Annotated in this window: 25 protein-coding genes and 1 pseudogene; 12 read left to right on the top strand and 14 right to left on the bottom strand. The window is 71.5% G+C overall.

The window, feature by feature from the left end; all coding sequences use genetic code 11:
* Positions 1-42 precede the first annotated feature (42 nt).
* From AWQ68_RS22840 to AWQ68_RS22805, 8 genes are all read right to left on the bottom strand, one after another.
* Positions 43-1,452 (bottom strand): MFS transporter, encoded by a 1,410-nt coding sequence (locus tag AWQ68_RS22840; RefSeq protein WP_218006986.1) that lies wholly within the window; start codon positions 1,450-1,452, stop codon positions 43-45.
* A 218-nt stretch (positions 1,453-1,670) separates the two neighbouring features.
* Positions 1,671-2,051, bottom strand: a complete 381-nt coding sequence (locus AWQ68_RS22835) for a hypothetical protein (RefSeq protein ID WP_174554134.1) — start codon at positions 2,049-2,051, stop codon at positions 1,671-1,673.
* The gene (locus AWQ68_RS22830; RefSeq protein ID WP_066943433.1) at positions 2,048-2,605 is read right to left on the bottom strand and encodes a MarR family winged helix-turn-helix transcriptional regulator; all 558 of its coding nucleotides are present in this window, start codon (positions 2,603-2,605) and stop codon (positions 2,048-2,050) included. The genes AWQ68_RS22835 and AWQ68_RS22830 overlap by 4 nt, the downstream gene beginning before the upstream one ends.
* A gap of 292 nt (positions 2,606-2,897) precedes the next feature.
* Positions 2,898-4,286, bottom strand: coding sequence for an amino acid permease (locus AWQ68_RS22825; protein ID WP_084464303.1), 1,389 nt, complete (start codon positions 4,284-4,286; stop codon positions 2,898-2,900).
* Positions 4,287-4,413: 127 nt separating this feature from the next.
* On the bottom strand, positions 4,414-5,202 hold the full coding sequence (locus tag AWQ68_RS22820) for an enoyl-CoA hydratase/isomerase family protein (RefSeq protein WP_066943431.1): 789 nt from the start codon (positions 5,200-5,202) through the stop codon (positions 4,414-4,416).
* Entirely contained in the window at positions 5,199-6,785 is a 1,587-nt protein-coding gene (locus tag AWQ68_RS22815) for an AMP-binding protein (RefSeq protein WP_157545599.1), read from the bottom strand. Before AWQ68_RS22815 ends, AWQ68_RS22820 begins: the two co-directional genes overlap by 4 nt.
* Positions 6,782-7,414 (bottom strand): TetR/AcrR family transcriptional regulator, encoded by a 633-nt coding sequence (locus tag AWQ68_RS22810; protein ID WP_066943429.1) that lies wholly within the window; start codon positions 7,412-7,414, stop codon positions 6,782-6,784. The genes AWQ68_RS22815 and AWQ68_RS22810 overlap by 4 nt, the downstream gene beginning before the upstream one ends.
* Before the next feature lie 43 nt (positions 7,415-7,457).
* Positions 7,458-7,745: a response regulator transcription factor gene (locus AWQ68_RS22805; RefSeq protein ID WP_066943427.1), complete on the bottom strand. Its 288-nt coding sequence runs from the start codon at positions 7,743-7,745 to the stop codon at positions 7,458-7,460.
* Between the two features lie 83 nt (positions 7,746-7,828).
* Between AWQ68_RS22805 and AWQ68_RS22800 the strand changes: the two genes are divergently transcribed.
* Together AWQ68_RS22800 and AWQ68_RS45770 are read left to right on the top strand one after the other, a co-directional pair.
* Positions 7,829-9,001, top strand: coding sequence for a serine hydrolase domain-containing protein (locus AWQ68_RS22800; protein WP_157545597.1), 1,173 nt, complete (start codon positions 7,829-7,831; stop codon positions 8,999-9,001).
* A pseudogene (locus AWQ68_RS45770) lies at positions 8,908-9,360 on the top strand (DUF4158 domain-containing protein); the annotation flags it as partial. The gene AWQ68_RS22800 and the pseudogene AWQ68_RS45770, both read left to right, overlap by 94 nt.
* 476 nt (positions 9,361-9,836) lie before the next feature.
* Here AWQ68_RS45770 and AWQ68_RS22795 read toward each other — a convergent pair.
* Both AWQ68_RS22795 and AWQ68_RS22790 read right to left on the bottom strand, forming a co-directional pair.
* Positions 9,837-11,690: an FtsX-like permease family protein gene (locus AWQ68_RS22795; protein WP_218006985.1), complete on the bottom strand. Its 1,854-nt coding sequence runs from the start codon at positions 11,688-11,690 to the stop codon at positions 9,837-9,839.
* A gap of 70 nt (positions 11,691-11,760) precedes the next feature.
* Complete coding sequence (locus tag AWQ68_RS22790) at positions 11,761-12,609, bottom strand: ABC transporter ATP-binding protein (protein WP_084464317.1); 849 nt, start codon at positions 12,607-12,609, stop codon at positions 11,761-11,763.
* Positions 12,610-12,793: 184 nt separating this feature from the next.
* On the opposite strand from AWQ68_RS22790, the gene AWQ68_RS22785 reads away from it, so the two are divergent.
* Together AWQ68_RS22785 and AWQ68_RS22775 are read left to right on the top strand one after the other, a co-directional pair.
* On the top strand, positions 12,794-13,147 hold the full coding sequence (locus AWQ68_RS22785; RefSeq protein WP_218006984.1) for a recombinase family protein: 354 nt from the start codon (positions 12,794-12,796) through the stop codon (positions 13,145-13,147).
* Between the two features lie 254 nt (positions 13,148-13,401).
* Positions 13,402-13,833, top strand: a complete 432-nt coding sequence (locus AWQ68_RS22775) for a GFA family protein (protein ID WP_066943419.1) — start codon at positions 13,402-13,404, stop codon at positions 13,831-13,833.
* Positions 13,834-14,080: 247 nt separating this feature from the next.
* On the opposite strand, the gene AWQ68_RS22770 is transcribed toward AWQ68_RS22775, so the two are convergent.
* Positions 14,081-14,821: a FadR/GntR family transcriptional regulator gene (locus tag AWQ68_RS22770; protein WP_066943417.1), complete on the bottom strand. Its 741-nt coding sequence runs from the start codon at positions 14,819-14,821 to the stop codon at positions 14,081-14,083.
* Positions 14,822-14,962: 141 nt separating this feature from the next.
* Here AWQ68_RS22770 and AWQ68_RS22765 point away from each other — a divergent pair, with 141 nt between their 5' ends.
* The 6 genes from AWQ68_RS22765 to AWQ68_RS22740 are packed head-to-tail and all read left to right on the top strand — an operon-like array spanning position 14,963 to position 21,242.
* Entirely contained in the window at positions 14,963-15,466 is a 504-nt protein-coding gene (locus AWQ68_RS22765) for a gluconokinase (RefSeq protein WP_066943415.1), read from the top strand.
* On the top strand, positions 15,463-16,641 hold the full coding sequence (locus AWQ68_RS22760) for an ABC transporter ATP-binding protein (RefSeq protein ID WP_066943413.1): 1,179 nt from the start codon (positions 15,463-15,465) through the stop codon (positions 16,639-16,641). Before AWQ68_RS22765 ends, AWQ68_RS22760 begins: the two co-directional genes overlap by 4 nt.
* Positions 16,638-17,795 (top strand): polyamine ABC transporter substrate-binding protein, encoded by a 1,158-nt coding sequence (locus tag AWQ68_RS22755; RefSeq protein ID WP_066943411.1) that lies wholly within the window; start codon positions 16,638-16,640, stop codon positions 17,793-17,795. Before AWQ68_RS22760 ends, AWQ68_RS22755 begins: the two co-directional genes overlap by 4 nt.
* Positions 17,792-18,727, top strand: coding sequence for an ABC transporter permease (locus tag AWQ68_RS22750; RefSeq protein ID WP_066943409.1), 936 nt, complete (start codon positions 17,792-17,794; stop codon positions 18,725-18,727). The genes AWQ68_RS22755 and AWQ68_RS22750 overlap by 4 nt, the downstream gene beginning before the upstream one ends.
* Entirely contained in the window at positions 18,724-19,569 is an 846-nt protein-coding gene (locus tag AWQ68_RS22745) for an ABC transporter permease (protein WP_066943407.1), read from the top strand. Before AWQ68_RS22750 ends, AWQ68_RS22745 begins: the two co-directional genes overlap by 4 nt.
* Positions 19,570-19,613: 44 nt before the next feature.
* On the top strand, positions 19,614-21,242 hold the full coding sequence (locus AWQ68_RS22740) for an amidohydrolase (protein WP_066943405.1): 1,629 nt from the start codon (positions 19,614-19,616) through the stop codon (positions 21,240-21,242).
* 16 nt (positions 21,243-21,258) lie between these two features.
* On the opposite strand, the gene AWQ68_RS22735 is transcribed toward AWQ68_RS22740, so the two are convergent.
* Entirely contained in the window at positions 21,259-22,704 is a 1,446-nt protein-coding gene (locus AWQ68_RS22735; protein ID WP_066943403.1) for an aminotransferase-like domain-containing protein, read from the bottom strand.
* An 85-nt stretch (positions 22,705-22,789) separates the two neighbouring features.
* On the opposite strand from AWQ68_RS22735, the gene AWQ68_RS22730 reads away from it, so the two are divergent.
* Entirely contained in the window at positions 22,790-23,650 is an 861-nt protein-coding gene (locus tag AWQ68_RS22730) for an SCO6745 family protein (RefSeq protein ID WP_066943401.1), read from the top strand.
* On the top strand, positions 23,647-24,444 hold the full coding sequence (locus tag AWQ68_RS22725) for a crotonase/enoyl-CoA hydratase family protein (RefSeq protein WP_066943398.1): 798 nt from the start codon (positions 23,647-23,649) through the stop codon (positions 24,442-24,444). Before AWQ68_RS22730 ends, AWQ68_RS22725 begins: the two co-directional genes overlap by 4 nt.
* Before the next feature lie 75 nt (positions 24,445-24,519).
* Here the strand turns inward: AWQ68_RS22725 and AWQ68_RS22720 are convergent, their stop codons facing one another.
* Positions 24,520-24,747, bottom strand: a complete 228-nt coding sequence (locus tag AWQ68_RS22720; RefSeq protein WP_157545595.1) for a hypothetical protein — start codon at positions 24,745-24,747, stop codon at positions 24,520-24,522.
* A gap of 15 nt (positions 24,748-24,762) precedes the next feature.
* Positions 24,763-25,074 (bottom strand): DUF6247 family protein, encoded by a 312-nt coding sequence (locus tag AWQ68_RS22715; protein ID WP_066943394.1) that lies wholly within the window; start codon positions 25,072-25,074, stop codon positions 24,763-24,765.
* Positions 25,075-25,175 lie beyond the last annotated feature (101 nt).

Here is a 25,175-nt window from a genome sequence, read left to right as displayed (position 1 = left end):
GGCGTCGTTCTCCTGGAACTGGGTGACCCGGTCGAGCCGACGTCAGGCGCCGCGGGTCGCGGCCGCGGTGGAGGGCGCCCGGCGCGCGATCCGGGCGGCCCGGCGCCCGGCGTACGCGACCATCGCGATCACCAGCAGGATCAACCCCAGGTCGATCGCGGCCGACCAGCGCATCGCCTGGACCTGCCGCCCGCCCTCCCCTACCGCGAAGAAGACCGCTCCGATCACGGCCACGCCGCCGGACCCGGCGAACTGCTGCATCGTGGTCAGGAACCCCGACCCGATGCCCGCCTGGTGCGACGCCACCTCGACCAGCGCGGCGCCGATGAGCTGCGGCAGGACCAGGCCGTTGCCCAGGCCCACGCAGGTGAGCGCGACCATCACGTACGGCAGGCCGAGCCCGGCCCCGGCGACGAGCAGCGCGAGTCCGAGCGCCGTGACGGCCCCGCCGCAGACGACGACGATCAGCCCGTACCGTCGCACCAGCCGCCTCCCCAGCAGCGACGTGACCGAGAAGGCCACGCCCATCGGCGCGAACGCAAGCCCCGCCTGGAGCGCGTTCAGGCCGAGTCCACCCTGGAGCAGCAGCGTCAGCGTGAACATGAACGACGCGAAGTAGGCCATGAACGCGGTGATCGCCCCGACGCCGGCCAGGTAGGAGTGGACCTTCAGCAGGGCCAGGTCCAGCACCGGACGGCCGCCGCGCGCCCCGAGCACGTACTGCCAACGCCCGCTCAGCGCGAGCACCGGGACGCTCGAAGCGATGCAGATCCACGTCCAGGCGGGCCAGCCCGCGCTGTTGCCGAGGCCGAGGGGCACGAGCAGCAGGGCCAGGCCGGTGGCGAGCCCGGCGGCGCCGAGCAGGTCGAGCCTGGCCGGATCAGCGGTCTCGGCCCTGGGGAGCAGCCGCGCGGCGAGCGGCACGACGACCAGGCCGATCGGCAGGTTGACCAGGAAGACGATCCGCCAGCCCAGACCGAACACATCGGCCGTCAGCAGCAGGCCGCCGAGCACCTGTCCGGCGATGGAGCCGAGGCCGCCGGCCGCGCCGTACCAGCCGATGGCGCGGGCCCGCTCGTGCGGCGGGAAGACGACGGAGATCATGGCGAGCACCTGCGGCACCATCGCGGCGCCCGCCAACCCCTGCAGCAACCGCGCGGCCACGAGCTGGGCGGAGGTGGCCGCGACGCCGCACAGGACGGACGCCACCGTGAACGCGACCACGCCCCAGACGAACATCCGCCGGTAGCCGTACCGGTCGCCGAGTCGGCCGCCGGTGATCATGCCGGCGGCGTACGTGAAGGCGTACCCGCCCACGATCAGCTCCAGCGCGGCGGGCCCCGCCTGCAGCTCACGCTCGATGGAGGGAGCGGCCACGTTCACCACGAAGAAGTCGAACTGGGCCATGAACCAGGCCGACAGGAGCACGGCGAGCGTCCAGCCCGATCGCACCGATCGTCCCCCTCCTGCTCGTGCCGCTCGCCGGGCGTCACGCGCCGAAGGGGCGACCGTCCCGTCCGCGGCGTCCCGCGGATGCGGGATCATCGGATGTCCGAGCCGCCGATAATACGGCCCGGGCTCGCGGCGGCCGCACCCGGCTCCGGCGTCCAGGTCCGACGCGATGACCGTGGCCGGCAGTGGCTCCGCGCGCGACGAGCGCCCCCGTTACTTCACGGCTCGATGTGGGCCTTCATCGACTGCCAGGGCGAGGCGTCGAACACCAGCATGATCGAGGCGATCTTGCCGTTCTCCAGGCGGAAGTGCTCGGCCGTGCGCTGCGTACCGGCCGGTGTGGTGGTGTGCACGTCGTACACGAGAGTCGCCTCGGCTTCGCCGTACAGCTCACTGATGAGATCGACCCCGGTCACGATCGACACGAATCCCGGCAACGTCGCCAGGTGTCCCGTCCGGTCGTCCGAGCTGATGAACGGGCTCTGGAAGTGGAACGGCTCCCCGAGGTGCGCCGCGGCCCCGGCCGCATCCCCGCGGAAGCGGGCCTCGTGATAGCCGCGTACGGCATGGCGGGTCTGTTCCTGAGCGGTCAGAGTCATGACTGGGTTCCGTTCTGGCGAAGGTGGTCGGCGAGGCGCTGCTGGTTGGCGGCCATCCGCAGGCACAGATCGCGGAAGACGACCAGCTCTTCGGGCGTGAACCCGTGGAACATCGCCCGCATGGCGAGCTGCGACGGCTTGCGGAAGGCGTCGATCCACGCCTGCCCGGCGGGCGTGATCTCGGCGAGGACCGAACGGCGATCCTTCGGGTCCGGGACCCGGCGGACCAGCCCGTCGCGCTCCAAGGTGTCCACCAAGCCGGTGACGTTCCGTGAGCTGACCCCGCCGGCGCGGGCGAGTTCGCCGATGCTGATCCCCTGGTCACTGCCGCTGAGCCGGATCAGCACGTCGAGAGCGCCCGCGCTGACCCCTCTGCCCTCCGAGCCGTGGGCGCGCATCCGCTCGACGGCGTGATACGCGGTGCGGACGGCGGCGCTCGCCTCGAGGGCGAGCAGGTCCCCGTCGCCGCCGATGAACTGCGCCATAGCGGCCCTGGCCCGGGGGTCGTAGAGGGTGCCGTCCGGGTCACGCCGGTAGATATTTACCTCATTCATAGTAATCCTAGAGATTAGTACGTATTTCCAGATCTCGGCAACCGGGCGCAGCACGCATTCGACCCGCCCCTCCACGCCGCAGGCTCCGGACAAGCCGCCAACAGGCGATCTCGACGCACGACGACCGCCACGCGCGCGCGCCGCGCCACCTCCTCTATCGACGCGTGTGGCCCGCCGTCGGTGAACGCCTCCTCCGCCGCCGTCCAGAATCCGACGACATCCATGAAGCGCTCATGACCCTCGCCGCAGCGATCATCTGCTGGCGACGCCTCGTCCGCTGATTTACGACGTCCTACGCAACGGCATCGGTGGCCTCCTTGTGGCGTGACTTGATCTCGTAGGCGAGGAGCGTGCCGCCGACGGCCGCGGAGACCGCGCCGACGACTGGGAGCGCCTCGGCGGACGAGGCGACAGCGGCGAACGCCAGGACCAGCAGCGCCACCACGACGCGGCTCAGCCAGGGGAAGCCCCACATCCGCAGCCGGAGCAGCTCGGGCGACTCGGTTTCCATGCGGCGGCGCAGCCGCAGCTGGCTGAGCGCCACGAAGACGTAGAGCAACAGCACCAGCAACCCGGCCGTGTTGATCAGCAGGTCGAAGGCGTCGTCGCCGACCGCGAAAGCGGCGACCATCAGAACCAGCGCGAGCACGGCGCCGCCGAGCAGCGCAGGCGCGGGGACTCCGGACGCGCGCACCCGGGCCGCCGCGGCCGGGGCGTCGCCGCGGGCGGCCATCGCGCAGAGGACGCGCGAGGCAGCGTACAGCGCGGCGTTCATCACCGACACGACCGCGACCAGGATGACCCAGGTCATCAGGGTCGCCGCGCCAGGGACGCCGAGCTCGGCGATGGCGGTGGCGAACGGGCTGTCGGTGCCGTTGGCCGGGACGCGGTTCCACGGCACGACCACCAGGATGACCAGCACCGAGCCGACATAGAAGATCAGGACTCGCCAGACCACCCGCAGGGTGGCCCGCGCGACCTCCTTGGCGGGTTCGGCCGACTCGGCGGCCGCGATGGTGACGATCTCCGCGCCGAAGTAGGAGAACAGCACTGTGACGAGGGCGGGGAGGACCGCGCCCCAGCCCTTGGGGGCGAACCCGCCGTGCTCGGTCAGCGTGGCGAGGCCGGCGCCGGCGCCGTCGGACGGCCACAGGCCCAGGACGTACAGCGTCCCGGCGCCGAGGAACGCCACGATCACCACGACCTTGGTCGAGGCCAGCCAGAACTCGGTCTCGCCGAACAGCCTCACCGAGACCAGATTGGCCGCGGTGAGCGCCGCCAGCAGCGCGACGGCCGTCGGCAGCACCGGGATGCCGCCGGACAGGGAGTGCAGCAGCTTGGCCCCCGCCACGCCCTCGAACGCGACCGCGACGATCGCAAACAGCCAGTAGCACCAGCCCACCAGGAACCCGGCGCGTGGGCCGAGCGCGGTGCGGGCGTAGTCGGCGAACGAGCCCGCCGAGGGCCGGGCGGCGGCCATCTCGCCGAGCATCCGCATCACCAGGATGACGATCAGGCCGCCCAGGGCGTAGGCGACCAGCGCCGCCGGGCCGGTGTCGGCGATCACCTTGCCGCTGCTGACGAACAGGCCGGCGCTGATGACGCCGCCGAGCCCGATCATGGTCATGTGCCGTCGTTTGAGTCCGCGGTGGAGCGATCCCCCGCTGTCGTGCCCGGTCATGGCGTTCGGCTCCCTGCTGTTTTCGGGTAGGGGAGGTCGGGACCCCGGCCCATGGGCGGGCCGGGGTCTCGTTGATCACAGGGGTGGGACGGGCGGCGGGCGCGGTCGGCGTCCCGCCGCGGGACGGTCAGTCGCCGCGGTAGACGGCGGGGCGCCGCTCGATGAAGGACCGGACGCCTTCGAGCACGTCCGGGCCGCGCAGGCAGGCCAGCAGCCCCTCGGTCTCCAGGTCGAGCACCTCTTCCAGGTCCAGCTCCCAGACCCGCTGCATGGCCTTCTTGATCAGGCGTACCGGGGTGGGTGCGGCGGCGGCGACGCGTTCGGCCAGCTCCAGTGCCGCGTCGAGCAGGTCGGCGTCGGGGACCAGCCGGCTGACCAGCCCGGCGCGGTACGCCTCGGCGGCGCCGACGGTCTCGCCCGACAGCAGCAGGTCCACCGCGCGACCGTGGCCGACCAGGCGGGGCAGCGAGTACAGTACCCCGTTGCTCGGGAACAGGCCGCGGTGCACCTCCTTGAAGGCGAACGAGGCGGCGTGGCCGGCCAGTCGCAGGTCGCTGGCGATGGCCAGCTCCACGCCGACACCGACCGCGATCCCGTTGACCGCCGAGATGATCACCTTGGGGTGGCCGGTGAAGCGGCGGGTGAGGTCCTGGAGCGCGGCGGTCCGTTCGACCAGGTCGGCGTCGGACCCTGCGGCCAACTGCGCGCCGGCCTCCTTCAGGTCTGTGCCTGCCGAGAAGGCGCGGCCGGTGCCGGTGAGCACCACCGCGCCCACCGTGTCGTCGTGGGCGGCTTCGTCCAGGACGGCGACCAACTCGCCGTAGGTGCGCTGCCGGAAGGCGTTGAGCACCTCGGGCCGATCGAAGGCGACCACCAGGGCCGAGCCGGCGCGGCGCACCCGCAGATCGGTGCTCATCGGATTTCCTCCCGGGTGTCGTAGGCGCCGCCCCGTCCGGCGGGCAGCAGGTGCTTGGCGATGCGTTCGGACGGCGTCATCGGGAACGCCTCGACGAACTCCACGAACCTCGGCGTCTTGAAGTCGGCCAGCCGCGCGCGGACGTACGCCACCAGCTCGTGCGGCTCGACGGGCTCGGCGGTCTGTACGAACGCCTTGACCTCCTCGCCGAACAGCTCGTCGGGCACCGGGACCACGGCGGCGGCGCGCACGGCCGGGTGGTCGGTCAGGACCGCCTCCACCTCGGCGGCGGCGATGTTCTCGCTGCCGCGCCGGATCATCTCCTTGAGCCGCCCGACCAAGTGGTAGTGGCCGCGCGCGTCCCGGTAGCCGAGGTCGCCCATGGGGTACCAGCCGTCGCGTAGCAGCGGCTCGTCCCGGTTCCAGTAGCCGGTCAGCATCGGCTCGCCGCGTACCACGATCTCGCCGACCTCACCGTCTGCGGCGTCGGACCCGTCCTCTCGAACGACCTTGGCCTCCTTGCCGGGAACGGGCCGTCCCATCGCACCGGTGCCAATGCACGCGGTGTCCTCGGGCCGGACGGCCAGCACGACCCCCGCCTCGGTGCTGCCGTACGCTTCCCGCCAGGGCGCGCCCCAACGCTCCTCGATCGCGGCGTGCAGGGCGGGCGTGATGCCCGAGCACATGACGAGCCGAACGCGGTGGGCCCGGTCCAGTTCAGGGTCGGGCGGCTGCTTGAGCAGCAGCAGCGGCATCGTGCCGAGGACGTAGAAGAAGGTGACGCCGTGGTCGCGGACCGACGGCCAGAAGCCCGAGGCGGAGAAGCGCGGCAGGATCACCAGCGGGATGCCGGTCAGCAGGCACAGCACCGTGTTCCACTGCGGGTCCATGTAGTAGAAGGGCTGCGCGGTGAGGTCCACGTCGTCCGGTGTGACGGCGGCGACGTCGGCCGCGAGCTCGGCCAGGTGGAGCCAGTAGCGGTGGGTGAGCATGCAGCCCTTGGGGAACCCGGTCGTTCCCGAGGTGTACTGGAGGTTGACGAGGTCGTCCCAGCCGATGTCGGGCAGGTCGCGGACGCCGGACGCGGCGGCCAGCTCGGCGCCCGCGTCGAAGGTGCCGGCGGCTCGGACGGGTTCGGGCGCGGGCCCGGCGTCGGCGGGGTCGAGCAGCCCGACCTCGCCGAAGTCCAGCGCCAGCAGCGCCTCGGCTGCGGTGGCCGAGCCGGCCAGGGCCAGCACCGCGCCGGAGTCCTTGACGACGTGGGCCAGGTCGGCGCTGCGGTAGCCGGGGTTCACCGGGACGATCACCGCGCCGAGCTTGGCGATCGCCAGCCAGGCGACCGGGAAGCCGACGCCGTTGCCCAGCATCACCGCGACCCGGTCGCCGCGGCGGACGCCGTGCGCGGCCAGCACGTCCGCCAGCCGGTTGGTCCGGTCCTCCACCTGCGCGACGGTGGTCTCGACGCCGGCGAAGCGGAACAGCACCCGGTCGCCGTCGGCGGCGGCCCGGTCCCGGAGTAACCCGCCGAGGCCCCCCGCGATGTTCTCGGCCGTTCTCCCGCAGAACGGCGGCGCGGCGGTCACGCCCGCCGCCGGGTGGCCAGGTCGAACATCGTCACCAGCTCGGCGGCGCAGTCGGCCAGGTCGATGGCCTCCTCGTCGAAGACCCACTGGAGCATCACGCCGTCGATCGCGCCCTGGACGGTGGCGGCCAGCGTGCCCGGCGAGAAGTCGCGAAAGTCGCCGCTGTCCTGGCCGCGCCGCAGGATGCCCTCCAGGTGGTGGCGGCACGGGTCGTACATGTCGGCGTTGAAACGGCGCTTGGCCTCCGGCGATCCGAAGCTGCCCCAGATGTCCACCAGGGCGACGAAGTTGGCGCGGTTGGCCGCCATGAACTCGAAGCTGGCCTCGATGAAGGCGCGTAGCCGGCGCGGGGCGTCTGGTGCCCGGTCCACCCGGGCCTTGATGAACCGGTTGGTCTCGACGAACAGGGCGTTGACTACCTGCTGGATCAGTTCGTCCTTACCGGCGAAATGGTAGGAGATCACGCCCTTGCTGACGCCGACGTCCTGGGCGATCCGGGCCAGCGACGCCTGCGGCAGCCCGGCGCTGGCGATGGTGGAGATGGCGCCCTCCACGATCTGCCGTCGCCGGGCCTCCTCGATGAACGAGGCCTTCTTCTTCTGGCCGTCCTGAATGATTTTTGACCGCATGGCCAGAATTCAAGCCAGGGAAACGTCGCGCGGCAAGCCCTGGTCAGCGACTGTGCGGTTTCCCCCACCCCGCGCCGGGCCGTTCACTGAGCCGTTCGCCGGTCCGGCCGGTCGCCGCGAGGTAGCGCAGCACCGCCAGCACCCGGCGGTTGCCGGCCGCCGACGCGGGCACCCCGAGTTTGGCGAACACCGCGGTGACGTGTTTCTCGACCGCGCTCAGCGACACGTACATCTGGTCGGCGATGCCGGTGTTGGACCAGCCCTCGGCCATCAGGGCAAGCACCTCACGCTCTCGGGGGAGCAGGGAGTCGTCCCAGCCGGAGTCGGGCATGGCGGCACCTCCTTGGTGCGGGAAACCGCAGAATTCGCGCGGGCCTCTTGTCTCACTCATACCAGCTGGATTGAATCCTGGCCATGCGGTCAAAAATTAGCCACCATGTCCAGAAGTCCCGGGTGTTCGGCGCCGTCCTGGCGGGCGTGGTGCTCAGTGGCGGCCTCGCCGTCCCGGCCGGCGCCCGGACGGCACGCGTCCCCGCCGAGGGCCGGGACGCCTCGAACGCGCAGCTCCGCTGCCTGCTGGACGGCGTCGTCGTGCCGCCCGTGCCCGGCGCGATCCTCGCCGTGACCTGGCCCGGCCGGAGCTTCCACGGCGCGGCCGGCGTGTACGAGTTGGGCGGACGCGCCCTGCGCACCTCCGATGCCTTCCGGACGGCCAGCGTCACCAAGACGATGACCGCAGCCGTCGCGCTCCGGCTCGCCGAACGCGGCGACCTGCGCCTGGACGCTCCCATCGGCGGATACCTGGACCGGAAGCTGGTCGCGCGCATCCCGTACGGCTCGCGGATCACCGTCCGGCAACTCCTCGACCACACCGCCGGCCTGTACGACTACGTGCGGGACGAGAAGTGGTTCCAGTACGCCCTCGAACACCCGCACAAGACCTGGAAGCCCCAGGAGCTGGTGGACTGGGCGCTGCGGTCGGGCAAGCCCTACTTCGCGCCCGGCCAGGGCTACCACTACTCCGACACCGGCTACGTCCTGGCCGCGCTCGTCATCGAGAAGGCCGCCCGCGAGCCGCTGCACCGGTTGTACCGGTCGATGCTGCTACGGCCGCTGAAGATGGACCGCACCTACCTCGAAGGGCGGGAGGCGCCACGCGGCCCGCGCGCCCACAACTACATCGGCGAACTCGACACCTACGACTTCAACCCGACGTTCGACACGTTCGGCGGGGGCGGCCTGGTCTCCACCGCGGCCGACCTCAACCGGTTCATGCGCGGCCTGTTCGAGGGCAAGGTCTTCAAGCGTCCGGCGACGCTCCGGACGATGCTGCGCAGCACCCCGCAGAGCATCAAGGCCGGCTCGCCGTACGGTCTGGGCATCTCCCGGATGGCGCTGGCGGGCGAGACCGTCTACGGACACAACGGCTTCTTCGGCGCCTTCCAGCTCTACGTGCCGAAGAAGCGGCTCGCGATGACCGGCACCGTCACCCAATCCGAGACCCGGGCCAAGCAGTTCATCGAGAACTCCCTCCTGGTGGGCATCGGCAAGCCGCCCGCCGCCCCCTGCACGCGTCAATACAGCTAGAGCTGGGGCTTGCGGTCCAGCTGGGAACGTTGTCCTGGCTCGGGTTCGTGCCGGATGATGTGGCGTCGGTGCCGCCCACGGCGGTGGCCCGGTTGGCGGAGCAGTTGCGGCTGCATCCGGGAGCGTTGCAGGGATACGGGCGGCGGGACCATACCCGGACCGACCACCTGAAGCTGGTGGTCAAGTATCTGGGCTGGAAGACGACCGCCCCGGGCAGCCAGGCGTTGAAGGAGCTGACCCAGTTCCTGCTGGACAGGGCGATGGAGCACGACAGCTCGACGTTGCTGTTCAACCTGGCGCGGGAGTATCTGATGTCGGCGCACGTGGTGCGGCCAGGTCCGACGGTGCTGGCCAAGATGGTCGGCGAGGCCCGCACCGGTGCGACCGCGCTGACCACGGAGCTGCTGGGGCATCTGCTGACCGAGGAGGTCCGGGCGGACCTGGAGCGGCTGCCGATCGTGGACGTGGGGTTGGGGATGACCCGGCTGGAGTGGTTGCGGCAGGGGGCGCGGGAGGCCACCGCGTCGGCGGTGAAGACGTCGATCGACAAGCTGTTGTGGCTGCGGGCGATCGACGCGCACACCGTGGATCTGTCTGCGCTGCCGAACGAGCGGCGCCGGTTCCTGGCGACGGTGGCGCGGAGGTCGACGAACCAGGCACTGGACCGGCGGGAGGAACGCAAGTACCCGATCCTGCTGGCGTTCGTCGCGCAGGCGGCGATCGACCAACTGGACGAGGTCGTCGCCCTGTTCGACCAGGCCGTGTCCGCGCGTGACTCGCGGGCCACGTGGGAACCACCGTCAGGCCCGTGTCGTCCCGGTCGCCCGCGCGGGGGCTATTCGCCGCCGCGCAGGGCGGTGCCCGGCTGCTGGCGAAGGGCGATGTGCGTGGTCAGTAGCCCCGTGGTGAGTGCGAGGACACCTGCCGCGCCCAGGATCAGAGCGATGGTGGGACCTTCCAGGGAGGGGTACGGCGAGTCGGTCAACGCCTTGCTGAACCCGGTCAGCACCATTGCGGCCACCGTCGCGCCGACGCCGAGTGCGGCGAGCACCGTGACGGCGTTCTCCGCGCTCATCATGCGGGCGACCTGCCTGCGCGTCGCACCGACGAGCCGCAACAACGCGAATTCCCCGGCGCGTTCCATGGTGGTCATCACCAGTGTGTTCACCACCGAGATCGACGTGAACACGGTCACCACGACCAGCAGCAGGTAGGTGGCGGCCATCGATGCGTCCTGCTGGCGGCGCGCCTCGGACCAGTGCGCGGTGCGGTCGAGTACCTGCCAGGACGGATGCTTTCGCCGCAGAGCCTCCAGCCCCTCCGCCACTGTCCGCTGCTGTCCCGGCAGGGCGCGCACGTACACCGTGTCCTGGCCGGACGGTTCACCGTTCCGGTGCGCGGCGGCGAGCTGATGTGAGACGACGAGGTCACCGAATCCTCGGTCACGGGTGTAGATCGCGGTGACCCTGGTGCCTTCGCGACGGTCGTCGCCGAAGGAGAGCCACAGCCGATCGCCCACCGCGGCGTGGACCTTGCGGGCGAGCGCCTGGCTCATCGCGATGTCGTGCGAGCCGAGCCGGTCGACGTCGCCTTGGGCGACGCCCAGGTCCAGCACCTGGTTCAGCGGGCCGTCGGTGACCGCCTGGGCGATGGCATCCGGGCCCTGCCCCGCCGGATCGTTGCGGGTGAGCACCTGGGCCCATGCCTGCCTGGTGCCGACCGCCGCGGCCACTCCCGGCAGTCCGCGCACTGTCCGGTCGGCGGAGTCGGGCAGTCCTTTCTCCGTAGCCTGCACCAGACGGTCGGCGACCAGCCGACCGTGGTCCTGCTTTTGCAGCTCGTGCCACTTCATTTGGGGGACGAACAGGGCGACAGCCGCGAACGCGACGGTGAGCGCGAGCGGCGTGGCGGCCGCGCCCAGCCGGCGGTGGCCGACGCCGAGGTTCGCCCGGACCAGCGGGCCGATCACCGGCAGCAGCAGAAGGCACAGGAGCCCGAAGACGGCACCCGCGCCCCTTCCGACCCAGGGGGCGAGCAGTCCCACCGCGACCATGAGCACCATGACCATGCCGCCTGCCGCGCTGGCGGCGTCCGAGATCGAAGACCGGGAGAGTGCCGCCAGCCCCCAGACGCCGCCGGCCAGCACCGCGAGTCCCAGCACCGTGCGTGCCACGCCCACACGCCGGGCGGGCACCGACGCTTCCCCCAGGGCTTGCAGGACTCGGACCTTGGCGGCTCGCCGACCGCTGCTCCAGACGGCGAGTTGGGCCGTCACCCCGCACAGCGACACCGCGCCGAGCACGCTGGGCGGCCCGAAGCTCAACGAGAAGGATTCCGGCACCCAGCCCTGCCCGACGATCCAGGCCCGCAGCGCGGCCGCCAGCAGAACGCCGAGACCACAGCCGGGGACGGCGGCGACGGCGGTGACCACGAGGGCCTCGTAGGCGATGAGCCGGCGGACCTGGCCGGGCGTCGCGGCGACGGCCCTGAGCAGGGCGATCTCCCGCGTGCGCTGCTGAACCGAGAGGGAGAAGGTGCCGGCCACCGCGAAGGCGGAGACGAGCAGGCAGGTGAAGCCAAAGGGGACGGCGAAGGAGATGACGTCTCCCCCGCCCTGGGCCGGTGCCGCCCTCGCCCCCGATTCCAACAGCGCGGCGCAGGCCATCACTAGAAGCTGCGCGCACGTCATCGCCACGAACGATCCGGTGAAAGACGTTTTCCGGAACCGCACGGTGGACCAGGCCAGCGAGACGAGCACGTCACACCCCCAGTCCGGCGAGCCGCTCGGCGACCGTCGCCGCAGACGGTCGGCGCAGCACGTCGATGATGCGCCCGTCCGCGAGCAGCAGCACGGAATCGGCGTACGAGGCGGCCGCTGGATCGTGGGTCACCATCAGGACCGTCTGACCGACCTCCTCGACCAGCCCGCGCAGCAGCTCAAGGACCTTGCGGCCGGAGGAGGTGTCCAGCGCTCCGGTGGGCTCGTCGGCGAAGACCACGTCAGGCCGGGTGATCAAGGCCCGGGCGATGGCCACACGCTGCTGCTGGCCTCCCGACAGTTCCCCCGGCCGGTGGTGCCGACGTTCACCGAGCCCGGTGTAGTCGATCAGCCGCTCCAGCCAGTCGCGGTCCAGCGTCGCTCGCCGGCCCGCGAGACGGACCGGCAGGACGATGTTCTGCTCGGCGGTCAGGGCGGGAAGGAGGTTGAACCCCTGGAAGACGAACCCGATGCGTTCACGGCGCAGCCTCGTCAAAGCCGTCTCACTGAGAGCGCCGAGTTCACGACCACCGACCTCGACCATGCCCTGATCCGGTCGCTCCAGGCCGGACGCGCAGTGCAGCAGCGTGCTCTTTCCCGACCCGGACGGGCCCATGATCGCGGTGAACGTGCCGTACGGCAATGCCGTCGACACGTTGTCCAGCGCAATCACTCCGCCTCGCCCTCGACCATGGGTCTTGCGCACTTCTGTGAGGCGTACCGCCCACCGGACCCCGCCCGCCGGCTCGGCGCCGGTCGCGATCCGCGTCGGCGGTCGCTCCTCCGAACGCTCTGCCACTCGAGCTTCTGCCCTCCGGCTGACATCCCCGTCCAAACCGCGGTCCTCCATCGCCGGCACGTGTGATCCCTGTCGCCCTGAACGCAGGTGCATCTATCGTCTCATTTGTGATCGCCTTGGATCGGCTGGTGACGTTCATGGTCACCGCATTCGTCATTATCGTGATCCCGGCCCGAGCGTGCTGTTCGTGGTGGGCTGAGCCCTTTCATACGGAAGGCGTACCGCGCTTGTTTCGGTGATCGACAACGGACTGGGCGCACTGGTGCTCGCCGCAGCGGTGGCGTTCGGAGTCGGCTCCCTGGTGGCGCGGTCGGTCGGCCGGATGTTCTTCCAGATCCTTGGCGCGATCGCCGAGTTCGAGCACACCCTCATGTCCGAACGCACCCTCGACGGCCTGGAAGCCGCCCGCGCCCGGGGCCGGACCGGCGGTCAGAAGCCCAAGCTCGGCCCCCGCCAGGTGAAGCTTGCGCGCCAGATGTACGACGAGAAAGACGAGGACGGCAAACGCCGCTACACCGTCCAGCAGATCGCCGACGAGTTCGGCGTCACCCGCCCCACCATCTACCGACACCTCACCAAGGACACGTAACCCCAGCTCAGGCGCATATCCGACAGAAATTCCTACAGGACTACCGGGACCCCGTGTTGGGTGACGCGAGTCCAACTGACAGACGAAGAGTGGGAGTTCATCGAGCCTTACCTGCCAATCGGCGGGGTCGGCCCGTACCCCGAGCGGCTGCGGCAACACTCCACCGCGGCCCGCGCCCACCAGTTCCTGACGATCGCCGAGGGGATGACACACTGGTGGGCTCAACTCACGCACCGTGCCCGGGAGATGAACTGATGAATCGCACCGCCGACATCGTCGCCTCAGCCCAGGAACGCTCCGGCGGATGCCTGTGCGGACGGATCCGCTTCACCGTCAAGGGCAAGGCTGCCTACCCTCACACGTGCAGCTGCCCCCACTGCCAGAAGCTCGGCGGCGGGCCGATGATGTGGTGGGCCGGCTTCGCCCCGAAAGATGTCACCTGGACCGGCGAGAGCGAGCCGACCTGGTTCGAGACGTTCGAGGGCGAGGCCAAGCGCGGCTTCTGCCCCCACTGCGGCAGCCGCCTCGCGGCGATCGACAGCGACGTCCCGGATCTCGGCATCGTCGTCACGGCCCTGGACGACACCAGCGGCCTCGACCTCGTCCCGGTCAACCAGTCCTTCCGCGACAACGCTGTGCACTGGCTGCCCCAGGTCCCCGACACCCAGGACAGCCCCGTCGGCTGACGCGCCCGAGACCTCCGGGGGACGGCATTCCTTGACTTGCAGGCCCCCGGCCCCCTCATGCCTGGGACCGTGTGCGCCGTGTCCGGCCTTGCCGTCCGCCCCGTTCAGCATCAGGCCCAGGAGATCTCATCGTGCTCACCCCGCACGGTCGACTCACACCACGCCAGAAAGCCCTCACCCATTTCACGACCATCGACAGCGTGTCGCTGATCGTGACCGCAGTCACCGATGTCCGTGGTCAGTACACCTAGACCATGCCGAGGCCCGTGTTCAGTGACATGGCCTCGATCGACTCCAGGACGATCGCCCGCATCGCCGTCTCGGCCTCGCGGGAGTGCCCCAGCTGTACGGCCTCGGCCACGTCGCCGTGCAGCCGGATCGCGGCGGTCTCCGGCTCGGCGGGCATCAGGTTGTGATGGGTGCGGCCGGCCAGGACCTCGGCCACGACCTGGGCCAGACCGGAGAACATCTCGTTGCCGGACGCCTCCAGGATCGTGCGATGGAAGGTGATGTCGTGCTCCAGGTAGGCGTCCAGGTCGCCGCGTTTCGCCGTCACCGACATGCCGATCACGGCGGACGTGAGCGTGCCGCACTGCTCCGGGGTGCAGCGGGTCGCCGCGAGTGAGGCGGCGACCGGCTCGATGCCGCAGCGAAGCTGGCTCAGGGATTCGAGCTGGGCCATGCGGTCGGGGCCGGCCAGCCGCCAGCGGATGATCCGCGGGTCGAACAGGTTCCACTGCGAGCGCGGCAGCACGGTGACGCCGATGCGCCGCCGGCTCGCCACAAGCTGCATCGACTCCAGCACGCGCACGGCCTCGCGCATGACCGTGCGCGACACCCCGAGGCTCTCCTCGAGCCGCTCGATCCGCAACACCTCGCCCTCGGGGGTCTCTCCGGAGACGATCGCCGGCCCGAGCTGGTCGAGCACGCGATCGTGCAGCCCTCCGGAGCGGTCGCTCGGCTGCTGTCTGTCCGGCACGCCGGGCATGCGTCCGCCTCTCATAAGTATGCTTTTTTCGCTGATGTCTTGCCTTGGATCATACTTTTACTTCAAGATGCTCAGACATCATCTCATCGGGGACCAGATCGCGTGAGTTCTTCATTTTTCGTAGCACCTTTGATTGTCGTCATGGGCGTGACAGGTGCCGGCAAGACGACCGTGGGGCGTGCCCTCGCCGAGGCGCTCGGCGCCGACTACGCCGACGCCGACGCGTTCCACAGCGAGGACAACGTCGCCAAGATGAGCGCCGGCGAGCCGCTCGACGACGCCGACCGCGAGCCCTGGCTGCGGGCGGTCGGCGACTGGCTCGCCGCGCGCGGCTCGGCCGGCGGCGTGGTGTCCTGCTCGGCGCTCAAGCGGACCTACCGCGACGCCCTGCGCGAGCACCGCCCGGGCGTGTGGTTCCTCCACCTGGCCGGTCCGCCGGACGTCGCGGCCGCCCGGGTCGGCGGGCGCGAGGGGCACTTCATGCCGGTCTCCCTGGTCACCGCGCAGTACGCCGCGCTCGAACCGCTCGCGGACGACGAGCCCGGAATCACCGTCGAGTTCGTCCTGCCTCCGGAGCAGATCGTCGAGCGGGCGCTGCGCGCCCTCGCCGAATTCCCGGCCGAATCCTCCAAGGAGGTCGTATGAGCAGCTCCGCCACCCGGCACGCCGTCACATCCGCGCGCCGGGCGGGCGCCGGTGACGGGACCGGCTCCGTCGAGCTCCGTTCGGTCCGCAAGTCCTTCGGCGGCGTGACCGTCGTCCAGGACCTTGACCTGTCGGTGAACCCCGGGGAGTTCCTCTCCCTGCTCGGCCCCTCGGGGTGCGGGAAGACGACCACGCTGCGCATGCTCGCCGGCTTCGAGCAGCCCGACAGCGGCGAGGTCCTCATCTCGGGCGCCGCCGTGCAGCACCTGCCGCCGCACAAGCGCGACGTCAACACCGTGTTCCAGTCCTACGCCCTCTTTCCGCACATGACCGTCGCGGCGAACATCGCGTACGGGCTGCGCCAGCGGCGCGGGATCGACCGGGCGGAGATCCGGTCCCGGGTGTCCGAGGCGCTCGACATGGTGCAGATGACGCGTTTCGCCGACCGCAAGCCCAACCGGCTGTCCGGGGGCCAGCAGCAGCGCGTCGCGCTCGCCCGCGCCCTGGTCAACCGGCCCAGCGTGCTGCTCCTCGACGAGCCGCTCGCCGCCCTGGACCGCAAGCTCCGCGAGGACATGCAGGTCGAGCTCAAGCTCCTGCAGAGCCGCCTCGGCACGACGTTCGTCTTCGTCACCCATGACCAGGAGGAGGCCCTGTCGATGAGCGACCGGGTCGCGGTGATGCTGAACGGCCGGATCGAGCAGATCGCCGACCCCTACACCGTGTACGAGCGGCCGGCCACCGCGTTCGTCGCCGGGTTCATCGGCCAGCAGAACTTTTTCGACGGCACCGTCGCCGACGGAGGCCGCACGATCGAGATCGACGGTGGAACGGTCCTTCTTGCCGAACCGGTGACGACGCCGGGCTCAGGAGCCGCCGCGGTGCGTGTCGCCGTACGGCCCGAGGCCGTCGCCGTGGCCGAGGCGGCGCCGGACGAGTCTGACGGCTCGGCCAACGCCCTGCCCGGCACGGTCGCCGCGGTCTCCCTGCTCGGTGACGTCCTCCAGTACGTCGTCCACGCCGACGCGGGCCACGAACTGCTGGCCCGCGTGCCGCGCCGCCAGGCCGGCCGCCTCGCCGAGGGCGCCCGGGTCCGGTGCTCCTGGGCCCCCTCCGACGTCCACGTCTTCCCCGCCGAAGCCACACCCCGTGCCCCGATTGGAAGCGCCAAGTGAACCACCACGACCACACTCCCCGCCTTCTCGCACCCGCGGCGCGGGTCGCCGGTCTCCCCCGCCGCACCTTCCTCGCCGGGCTCGCCGCCGCGGCCAGTGTTCCCCTGCTCGCCGCCTGCGGCGGCTCGAAGGGTTCGGGCGGCTCCGGCTCGGCCGCCGCGGAACTGCGTGCCTACTCCTGGAGCGCGTACGACGACCCGAAGGTGCTGGCGGACTTCGCCGCGAAGTACGGCCCCAAGGTGCTCGTCGACTCCTACAGCTCCAATGAGGAGATGATCGCGAAGCTGGCGGCGGCCAAGGGCACGAGCGGCTACGACATCGTCATCCCGACCGGCGTCTTCGTCCCGCAGATGGCGGCGAACGGCCTGCTCCAGGAGCTCGACCACGCCAAGCTGCCCAATCTCGCCAACCTGGACAAGGCGTTCCAGAACCAGGAATGGGACCAGGGCAACAAGTACACCGTGACGAAGTACTGGGGAACCACCGGCTTCGTCTACGACACCAGGGTCGTCAAGCGCGACCTGAAGACCTGGGACGACTTCTTCGACGCCGCCCAGAAGGAGGCCAGCGGCAAGACCTCGCTGGTCGACGACCCGGGCGAGATCTGCGCCATGCTGTGCTTCGCCCGGGGGTGGCACCAGAGCACGACCGACAAGGCCCAGCTCGACCAGATCGAGACGTTCCTCGTCGACACCCTCGCCCGGCACATCGCCGCGTTCGACTCCTCGCCCGGCAGCAGCGCGATCCCGCAGGGCACGCACGCCCTCATGCACTGCTGGAACGGCGACGCCCGGCGCGGCATCCTCGCGAGCGGCGACCAGGACCGCTGGAAGTGGGTCCTGCCCGGCCCGAAGACCAACCTCTGGATGGACAACTGGGCGATCGTGAAGGGCAGCGCGAACGCCGACGCCGCGCACGAGCTCATCAACTACGTGCTCGACCCGGCCGTGGCGGTCAAGCAGGTGGACTTCGTCGGCTACGGCAGCGGCGTCACCGGCAGCGAGGAGGAGGCGAAGAAGCTCAAGCTCGGCCTGATCGACATGATCTTCCCGTCCGCCGAGCAGCTCACCACGATGTACACCGGCGTCATCAACGAGGGCCAGGAGCGGCGGATGGCCATCGTCAACAAGATGAAGGCCAAGGCCGGCGCATGAGTTCCGACCGCCGCGGTCCGCGAGCGGCGTGGCGAGCGGTCCCGTCGGGGCTGCTCGCCACGCCCGCCCTGGCGTGGATCGCCCTGTTCTTCGTGGCCCCGGTCGGGCTGGTGTTCTGGTACTCCCTCGGCCGCAAGCCGGGGCTGTACCAGACCCACGCGAACGACGTGCTGACGCTGGACCGCTACCGGGAGGCGCTCGGCGACACGTTCCTGACCAGCTTCGCCGGGACGCTGCGCATCGGCCTGGCCGGCACCGCGCTCTGCCTGGCGATCGGCCTGCCCTTCGCGTACTGGCTGGCGGTCAAGGTGCGGCCGCACCGGCGCTTCGTCGTGCTGGCCCTGGTGCTCGTGCCGTTCTGGACCAACTTCCTGATCCGCACGATCGGATGGCAGGTCGTGCTGTCGCCCGAGGGGTTCGCCTCGCGGGCGATGCAGAGCCTCGGGCTGATCGACACGCCGTTCTCGATGCTGTTCACCCGGGGCGCGGTGCTGCTGGGCGTCGTCTACAACTACCTGCCCATGATGATCCTCCCGCTGTACGTCGCCCTGGACCGGGTCGACGGCTCGCTGCGCGAGGCGAGCAAGGACCTCGGCGCCAACCGGTGGCGTACGGCGCTGCAGGTCACGCTGCCGCTGGCCCGGCCGGGCATCGCCGCCGGGCTGCTGCTCGTGTTCATCCCGCTGATGGGCGACTACGTCACGGCGGCCGTCCTCGGCGGCGCGCGCGGCAACATGGTCGGCCAGCTCGTCGCCAGCCAGTTCCAGCAGGCGCAGAACTGGGCGCTCGGCTCGGCGATGGCGGTCGTGCTGATCGTCGTCATCGCCCTGACGATCCTCGCCACGGCCGCGGTCGGCGCGGCCTGCACCTGGCTGCTCACCCACCGGCGGCGGCGCGAGCTCGCCGGGATCGCGGAAGGGAGCCCCGCATGAGAGCGCGGCCGATCGTGGACCGGGTCCTGAGCCTGTGGGGCCTGCTCGTGATCGCGTTCCTCTTCACGCCGATCGCCGTCATCGTCGTCTACTCCTTCAACCGAGGGCGGCTGCTGGCGTCCTGGGAGGGGTTCGGCTTCGACGCGTACGTCGCGGCGCTGTCCAACGACGACATCCTCTCCGCCGTGTCCGTGTCGGTGCGCGCGGCGGCGGGTGCGGCCCTGATCGCCGTCGTGCTCGGCACCCTGTGCGGGTACGCGCTGGCCCGTCATCCGGGCGGGCGGATCGGGCGGCTGGTCACCGTGCTGCTGGCGCTGGTCCTGGTGACGCCGGAGATCGTCTCCGGTGTGGCGCTGCTCCCGTGGTTCGTCTCGCTGGGGGTGGACCACGACCTGACCCTGTTCAACAGCGGCTGGGTCCGCCTCGTGGTCGCCCACTCGCTGTTCGCGACGGCGGTGGTGACCTTCCTCGTCCGCGCCCGGATGCAGGGCATGGACTCCTCCCTGGAGGAGGCGGCGGCCGACCTGTACACCCCTCCCCTGCGCCGCTTCCGCCTGGTCACCCTGCCGCTGCTGCTGCCGTCCGTGCTGGCCGGGGCGCTGATGGCGTTCACGCTGAGCCTCGACAACACGATCATCTCGGCGTTCGTGCAGGTCTCCGGCTCGACGCCGTGGCCGGTGTACGTGTTCAGCGCGGTGCGCGCGGGACTGCGCCCCGAGCTGGCGGCGATGTCGGCGGTGATGCTGCTGCTGACCCTGGCCGCGCTCGCCGCCGTGGCGCTGGTGCTGCGGCGCGCCGGCGGCTCCAAGGAGGCGGTCGACGCCCTGTCCGGCGTCCGCTGATCCCTTCCCAGCCCTATCCTCCGCAGAAAGCGATGTGCACCCCGATGGCGGGAAACCTGTTGATCCGCAACGCCCACCTGCCGCTGGCCGACCGGGAGGCCGCGTCCTGGTCGATCCGTGTCTCCGGCGGCCGGATCGCCGAGGTCGTCCCGGCGGACGCCGGAGTTCCCGAGGTCCCGGCCGGCACGGAGACGGTGGACGCGGAGGGACGCTCCGTCCTGCCCGCCTTCGCCGACTCCCACGTCCACGTGCCCGAGTCCGGTGTCGAGCTGCTGCGTTGCGACCTCACCTCCTGTGAGAGCCGGGACGAGGTGCTGCGCGCGGTCGCCGACTACGCCCGCACCCATCCAGGTGAGGAGTGGATCCTCGGCCGCGGCTGGGCGCTGCCCCACTTCGCCGAGCGTCCCCCGACCCGGCAGGAGCTCGACGCCATCTGCGGCGGGCGTCCCGTCTACCTGGCGAACCGCGACGGCCACAGCGCCTGGGTCAGCACGGCGGCGCTCGACCGGGTGGCGCCCGCGCTGCTGCGGAACCCGCCGCCGGGCGGCCGGGTGGACCGCGACGCCGACGGCGCGCCGACCGGGCTGCTGCACGAGTCGGCCATGCAGCTCGTCTCCGACCTGGTCCCGCCGGTGGGCGCGGAGGACCTGCGGCGGGGCCTGCTGGAGGCACAACGGCGGATGTTCTCCTACGGTGTGACGTCGTGGCAGGACGCCATCGTCGGGCCGTTCGTCCCCACGACCGACATCTACGACGTCTACCGGCGGGCCGCCGCCGACGGCAGCCTGCGCGCCCGGGTCACCGGCGCGCTGTGGTGGCCGCGCGACGCCTCGGAGGGCACGCTCGCCGAACTGGTCGAGCAGCGGCGCGGCTGCCCGCCGGACTCCCGGTTCGCCTGCACCGCCATCAAGATCATGTACGACGGGGTGTGCGAGACCCACACGGCCGCGCTCTCGCGCCCGTACGTCGGCGTGGCGGGCGCGGGAACCGGGCTGACCTTCTTCGACCACGCCGACCTGGGCCGGGCGGTGCCGGAGATGGACGCCGCCGGGTTCGACCTGCACTTCCACGCCATCGGCGACCGCGCGGTCAGCGAGTGCCTCGACGTGGTGGAGGCGGCGCACCGCGCCAACGGCCCGCGCGACCGGCGGCACCAGCTCGCGCACCTGCAGATCGCGGACGACCGCAGCGTGGCGCGCATGGCCGCGCTCGACGTCATCGCGAACGTCCAGCCGTACTGGGCCCAGGCCGACCCGCAGATGCTCGACATGACGATCCCGTACCTGCCGGGTGAGCTGGCGGCCCTGCAGTACCGCTTCGGCACGATGGAGAAGGCGGGCGTGCGGGTGGCCTTCGGCAGCGACTGGCCGGTGAGCACGCCGAACCCGATGGACTGGATCCACGTCGCGGTCAACCGGAGCCACCCGGGCGAGCCGGACGCCCCGCTGTTCGCGCCGGAGGAGGCGATGAGCCTGCGCTCGGCGCTGCGTGCCGCCACGGCGGGCTCCGCGTACGCGCTGCGCCGCGAGCACGAGGTGGGCACGCTGGAGCCGGGCGCCCGCGCGGACGTGGTGATCCTGGACCGCCGTCTCGACGAGACCGCGCTCGACGAGATCAGCCGGACCCGGGTGGACCTGACGCTGGTCGACGGCGAGTCCGTCTGGGCGCGCTGACCACTCCGAAGAAGTTTCACCGGCTCGCCGCGAGCCGCCGGGTGTGCTCCTCCCAGGCCGCGACGAGCCGGTCCACCGCCGACTCCAGCGTCCGCGGCGACTCGGCGAAGGACAGCCGGACGCCGTCGTGGTGGCCGCCGTCGACGCAGGCGGTGGCCCCGGAGGCCACGATCACGCCGTAGCGCGCGGCCAGGTGCGTGAACGTCTCGCTCTCGGTGACCGGCAGGACGGCCCACGCCGACAGCCCGGCCTGCGGGTCACCGACTCGCCAGGCGGGGAGGTGGCGTGCCAGCAGCTCCAGCAGCAGATCGCGGCGGTCGCGCAGCGTCGCGCGCAGCCCCTCCCTCCAGCCGGCGTCGGCGGCCCGGAGCAGGCGGCCCGCGATGATCTGGGTGGGGACGCCCGGGGCGAGATCGCTCGCGGACCGCAGCCGCAGCAGGTGGTCGCGCAGCGGGGCCGGCGCGCGGACCCAGCCGACGCGCAGGCCCGCCCAGAACATCTTGGACAGGGACCCGACGGCGATCACCGAGTCGTCCGCCGCCAGGGGCGCCGCAGGACGTCCGTCCGGGTCGAGGTCCAGCCCTGCTTGGGAGAGGTCCTCCACGATGAGTGCGCCGTGCCGCCGCGCCGTGCCGAGGAGCGAGTCGCGGCGGGCGGCGCTGAGGAGCGCGCCGGTCGGGTCGTGCCCGGCCGAGTCCACATAGACCAGCGGTTCGCGCGCCTGCGCGGCCGCCCGCTCCACCGCGTGCGCGTCCACGCCGAGCGGGTCCACCGGCACCCCGACGAGGCGGCCGCCGCGCGCCGCCACGACCGCCGAGAAGCCCGGGTACGCCGGACAGCCCGCGATCACCGTACGCCCCGGGGCGACGAGCGCGGCGGCCACCAGGGACAGGGCGTGCCGGGCGCCGGAGGTGACGATGAGCTGCTCGGCCGTGGTCGGCAGGCCGAGCCGGGTGAGGTGGTCGGCGAGCGCGGCGCGCAGCTCGGGCAGCCCCGCCGGGTGCAGGCCGTGCCCGTACGAACCGAGGTCGTGCGGGAGGAGGCCGCCCTCGACGTGCGGCAGGTGGTCCACCCCGGCGGGCACCGACAGGGACAGGTCGATGACGTCGTCATGCCCGGCCGGGCCGTCGTGGGCGAGCCTGCGCCGCAGGAGCGCGGAGGCGGCGTTCTCGACCGGGGCCTGGGTCCACGCGGGTCGCGGCCGGACGTAGGTGCCCGCCCCCTGGCGGCGCTCCACGAGACCGGCGTCGGCCAGCTCGTCGTAGGCGCGGACGAGCGTGCCGCGGCTGACGCCGAGGGCGTCCGCGAGGGGCCGCTCGGCCGGCAGGCGGGTCCGGGCGCCGACCAGCCGCCGCTCCATCGCGTCGGCGAGGGCCTCGGCGATCCGCCGGTAGCGGGAGCCGCTCCGCTCCCGCCACCCGTCGAGAGCGATCCGTACCCACCACCCCAAATCCTGGTCCATTGTCCAAAATTGGCACTGTTATCCGAGTTCGGCAACGTACAGGCTGGTCGTCGCCGCGTACGCGCGCGGCTGGAAGGAGACGTCCATGGGTCCGAGCCCCACGCTCGCCCGCCGGTTCTGGGAGGCGATCGAGCCGATCCACGCCGTCGCCTACTTCACCCCGGAGCCGGCCGAGGCCGCCGCGGCCGTCGGCCTGCGCGGCTGGTGGATGGGCTACTTCGCCGGGCGGCTCGCGCCGGTCGGAGCGGTGGACGCGGCCACCGGGGCGGCACTGTCCTTCGCCTTCTCACCGGCGAAGGTGGCGCGTGCCCTGCCGGACGCGTGGGCCCTGGCCGACCCGGGCACGGTGCTCGCCACCCGCCTCGAGGCGGTGCGCGCCGCCGTCGCGCGCGTCCTGCCGCCCGTCGGCCGCGAGGAGCTCGGACTCCTGGTCGAGCTGCTCGAACGCGCCGTCGCCGGATGCGGCTTCGAGGGGCGGGCCCTGGCCGCCGCCTGGTCACGGGTGCCACGCCCCGCCGACCTGGTCGGACGGCTCTGGCTCGCCGCCACGATCCTGCGCGAGCACCGCGGCGACGGCCACGTCGTCGCCGTCGTCCACGCCGGGTTCACCGGCATCGAGGCCGGCCTCACCCACGTGGCGACCGGGAACGTCTCCAGGGAGCTGATCCAGAAGAGCCGGGGCTGGACCGACACCGAGTGGGACGAGGCCCGGCGCCGGCTGGTGGCCCGCGGGCTGCTGGATCGCGACTCCCGGCTCACCAAGACCGGCGGCGCCCTGCGGCGCGAGATCGAGAGCGCCACCGACAGGCTGGCCGCCGGACCCGTCACCACGCTCGGGGAGACCGGTGTCGAGGAGGCCATCCGGCTGGCCACGCCGATCAGCCGGCACCTCGTCGACACCCGCGTCATCCCCGTGCCCAACCCGATCGGAGCGCCCCGCCCATGACACCGCCGACAACGACGACGCCGACCACCGTCCTGGCCTCCCGCGAGGGCGGCGTGACCACGATCACGATCGACCGCCCGGAGAAGCTCAACGCGTTGAACTACGCGACCATCGACGCGCTGATGAACGTCCTCGACCGGGTCGAGGCCGACGAGGAGACCCGGGCCGTGATCCTCACGGGATCGGGACGGCGCGCCTTCAGCGCGGGCGCCGACATCGGCGATCTCGCCGCCAGCATCGCCGGAGGCGTCGACCAGGCTCTCCGCGAGGTCGTACGCAGGGGGCAGGGGCTGACCCGCAGGATCGAGACCTTCCCCAAGCCGATCATCGTCGCGGTCAACGGCCTCGCCTACGGCGGCGGATGTGAGATCACCGAGGCGGCGCCGCTCGCCGTCGCCGCCGAGCACGCCACCTTCGCCAAGCCGGAGATCACGCTGGGCTTCCCGCCGCCGTTCGGCGGTTCGCAGCGGCTGCCCCGCCTCGTCGGGCGCAAGCGCGCCCTGGAGATGATCCTCACCGGCGATCCCATCGACGCGCGGCGCGCGTACGAGCTGGGGCTGGTCAACCGCGTCGTCCCGGCCGACGACCTGCTCGGCGCGGCCCGGGAGCTGGCGGAGCGGATTCTCCGCCACGCCCCCTCGGCGGTGAGCGCGTGCCTGGCCGCGGTGACGCGGGGCGTCAACGTGCCGATCGACGAGGGCCTCGCCGTCGAGGCGTCCTGGTTCGCGGTCACGGTGCCCACGGACGGCGTGGCCTCGGGACTGCGCCGCTTCCTCGACCGGTCACGCGGATAGCCGAGGCCGACAAGAAGTGTCTGACAAATGCTGCCCGTACCGAACGGGGATCGGGGGTGAGTTGTGACCCGCGGTTCAGATGGGGAAGCGGTCCACCCGGAGCGCCGCGACCTCGCGCTGTGGGTCGAGCACGACGTAGGTCACCGAGATGCCTTTATAGTCCCAGACGTACATGTTGCTGGCTGGGCTGAGCTTGCGGCCGTTGCCGGGAGTCAGTCGGAGGACTTCGTAGATCTCCAGCAGGACATTGATCTCGGCGTCGGACAGATCGTCGATTTGGGCTTCGGCGACGTCGCTGCCCATTCGGATGGTGTACACCTACCGCCGGACTCCGCGGCGGGCCAGCACCTCGGCCATTGTGGGCCCTGCCGTACGCGCACCGGACTGCAGTTGCTCGGCCTCTCGGTGCATCCGCTGCCAGCCGGCCGGATCAGCGGCGGCGCGGGTGGCGATGCGCCACCACGCGGACAGGAAGTCGTCCAGCGCCGCCAGGTTGACGACAGGCGCGTGAGTGATCTCTTCGAGTTCGGCGTCGAACGCGGCGACGTTGGCCGAAGGCAGGGCCGCGCGCACGGCGGTGAAGGTCCGCTCAACTTGCGGATAAGGATTGTCGTGCCGCGGGACGGTCATGACGACGCCTTACCTCCTGTCCGGTGGCAGTGTGCCCTCTCAGCCTATCGAGCGGGCCGGACAGAACGTGGCGCTCCCAGGATGCCTGTTCCACTTCCTTG

Origin of the sequence: Microtetraspora fusca (assembly GCF_001570365.1) — a bacterium.
Lineage (GTDB): Bacteria > Actinomycetota > Actinomycetes > Streptosporangiales > Streptosporangiaceae > Microtetraspora > Microtetraspora fusca.
The sequence above is the reverse complement of the archived record's forward strand: the minus strand, read 5'-3'. Positions and strand labels throughout refer to the sequence as shown.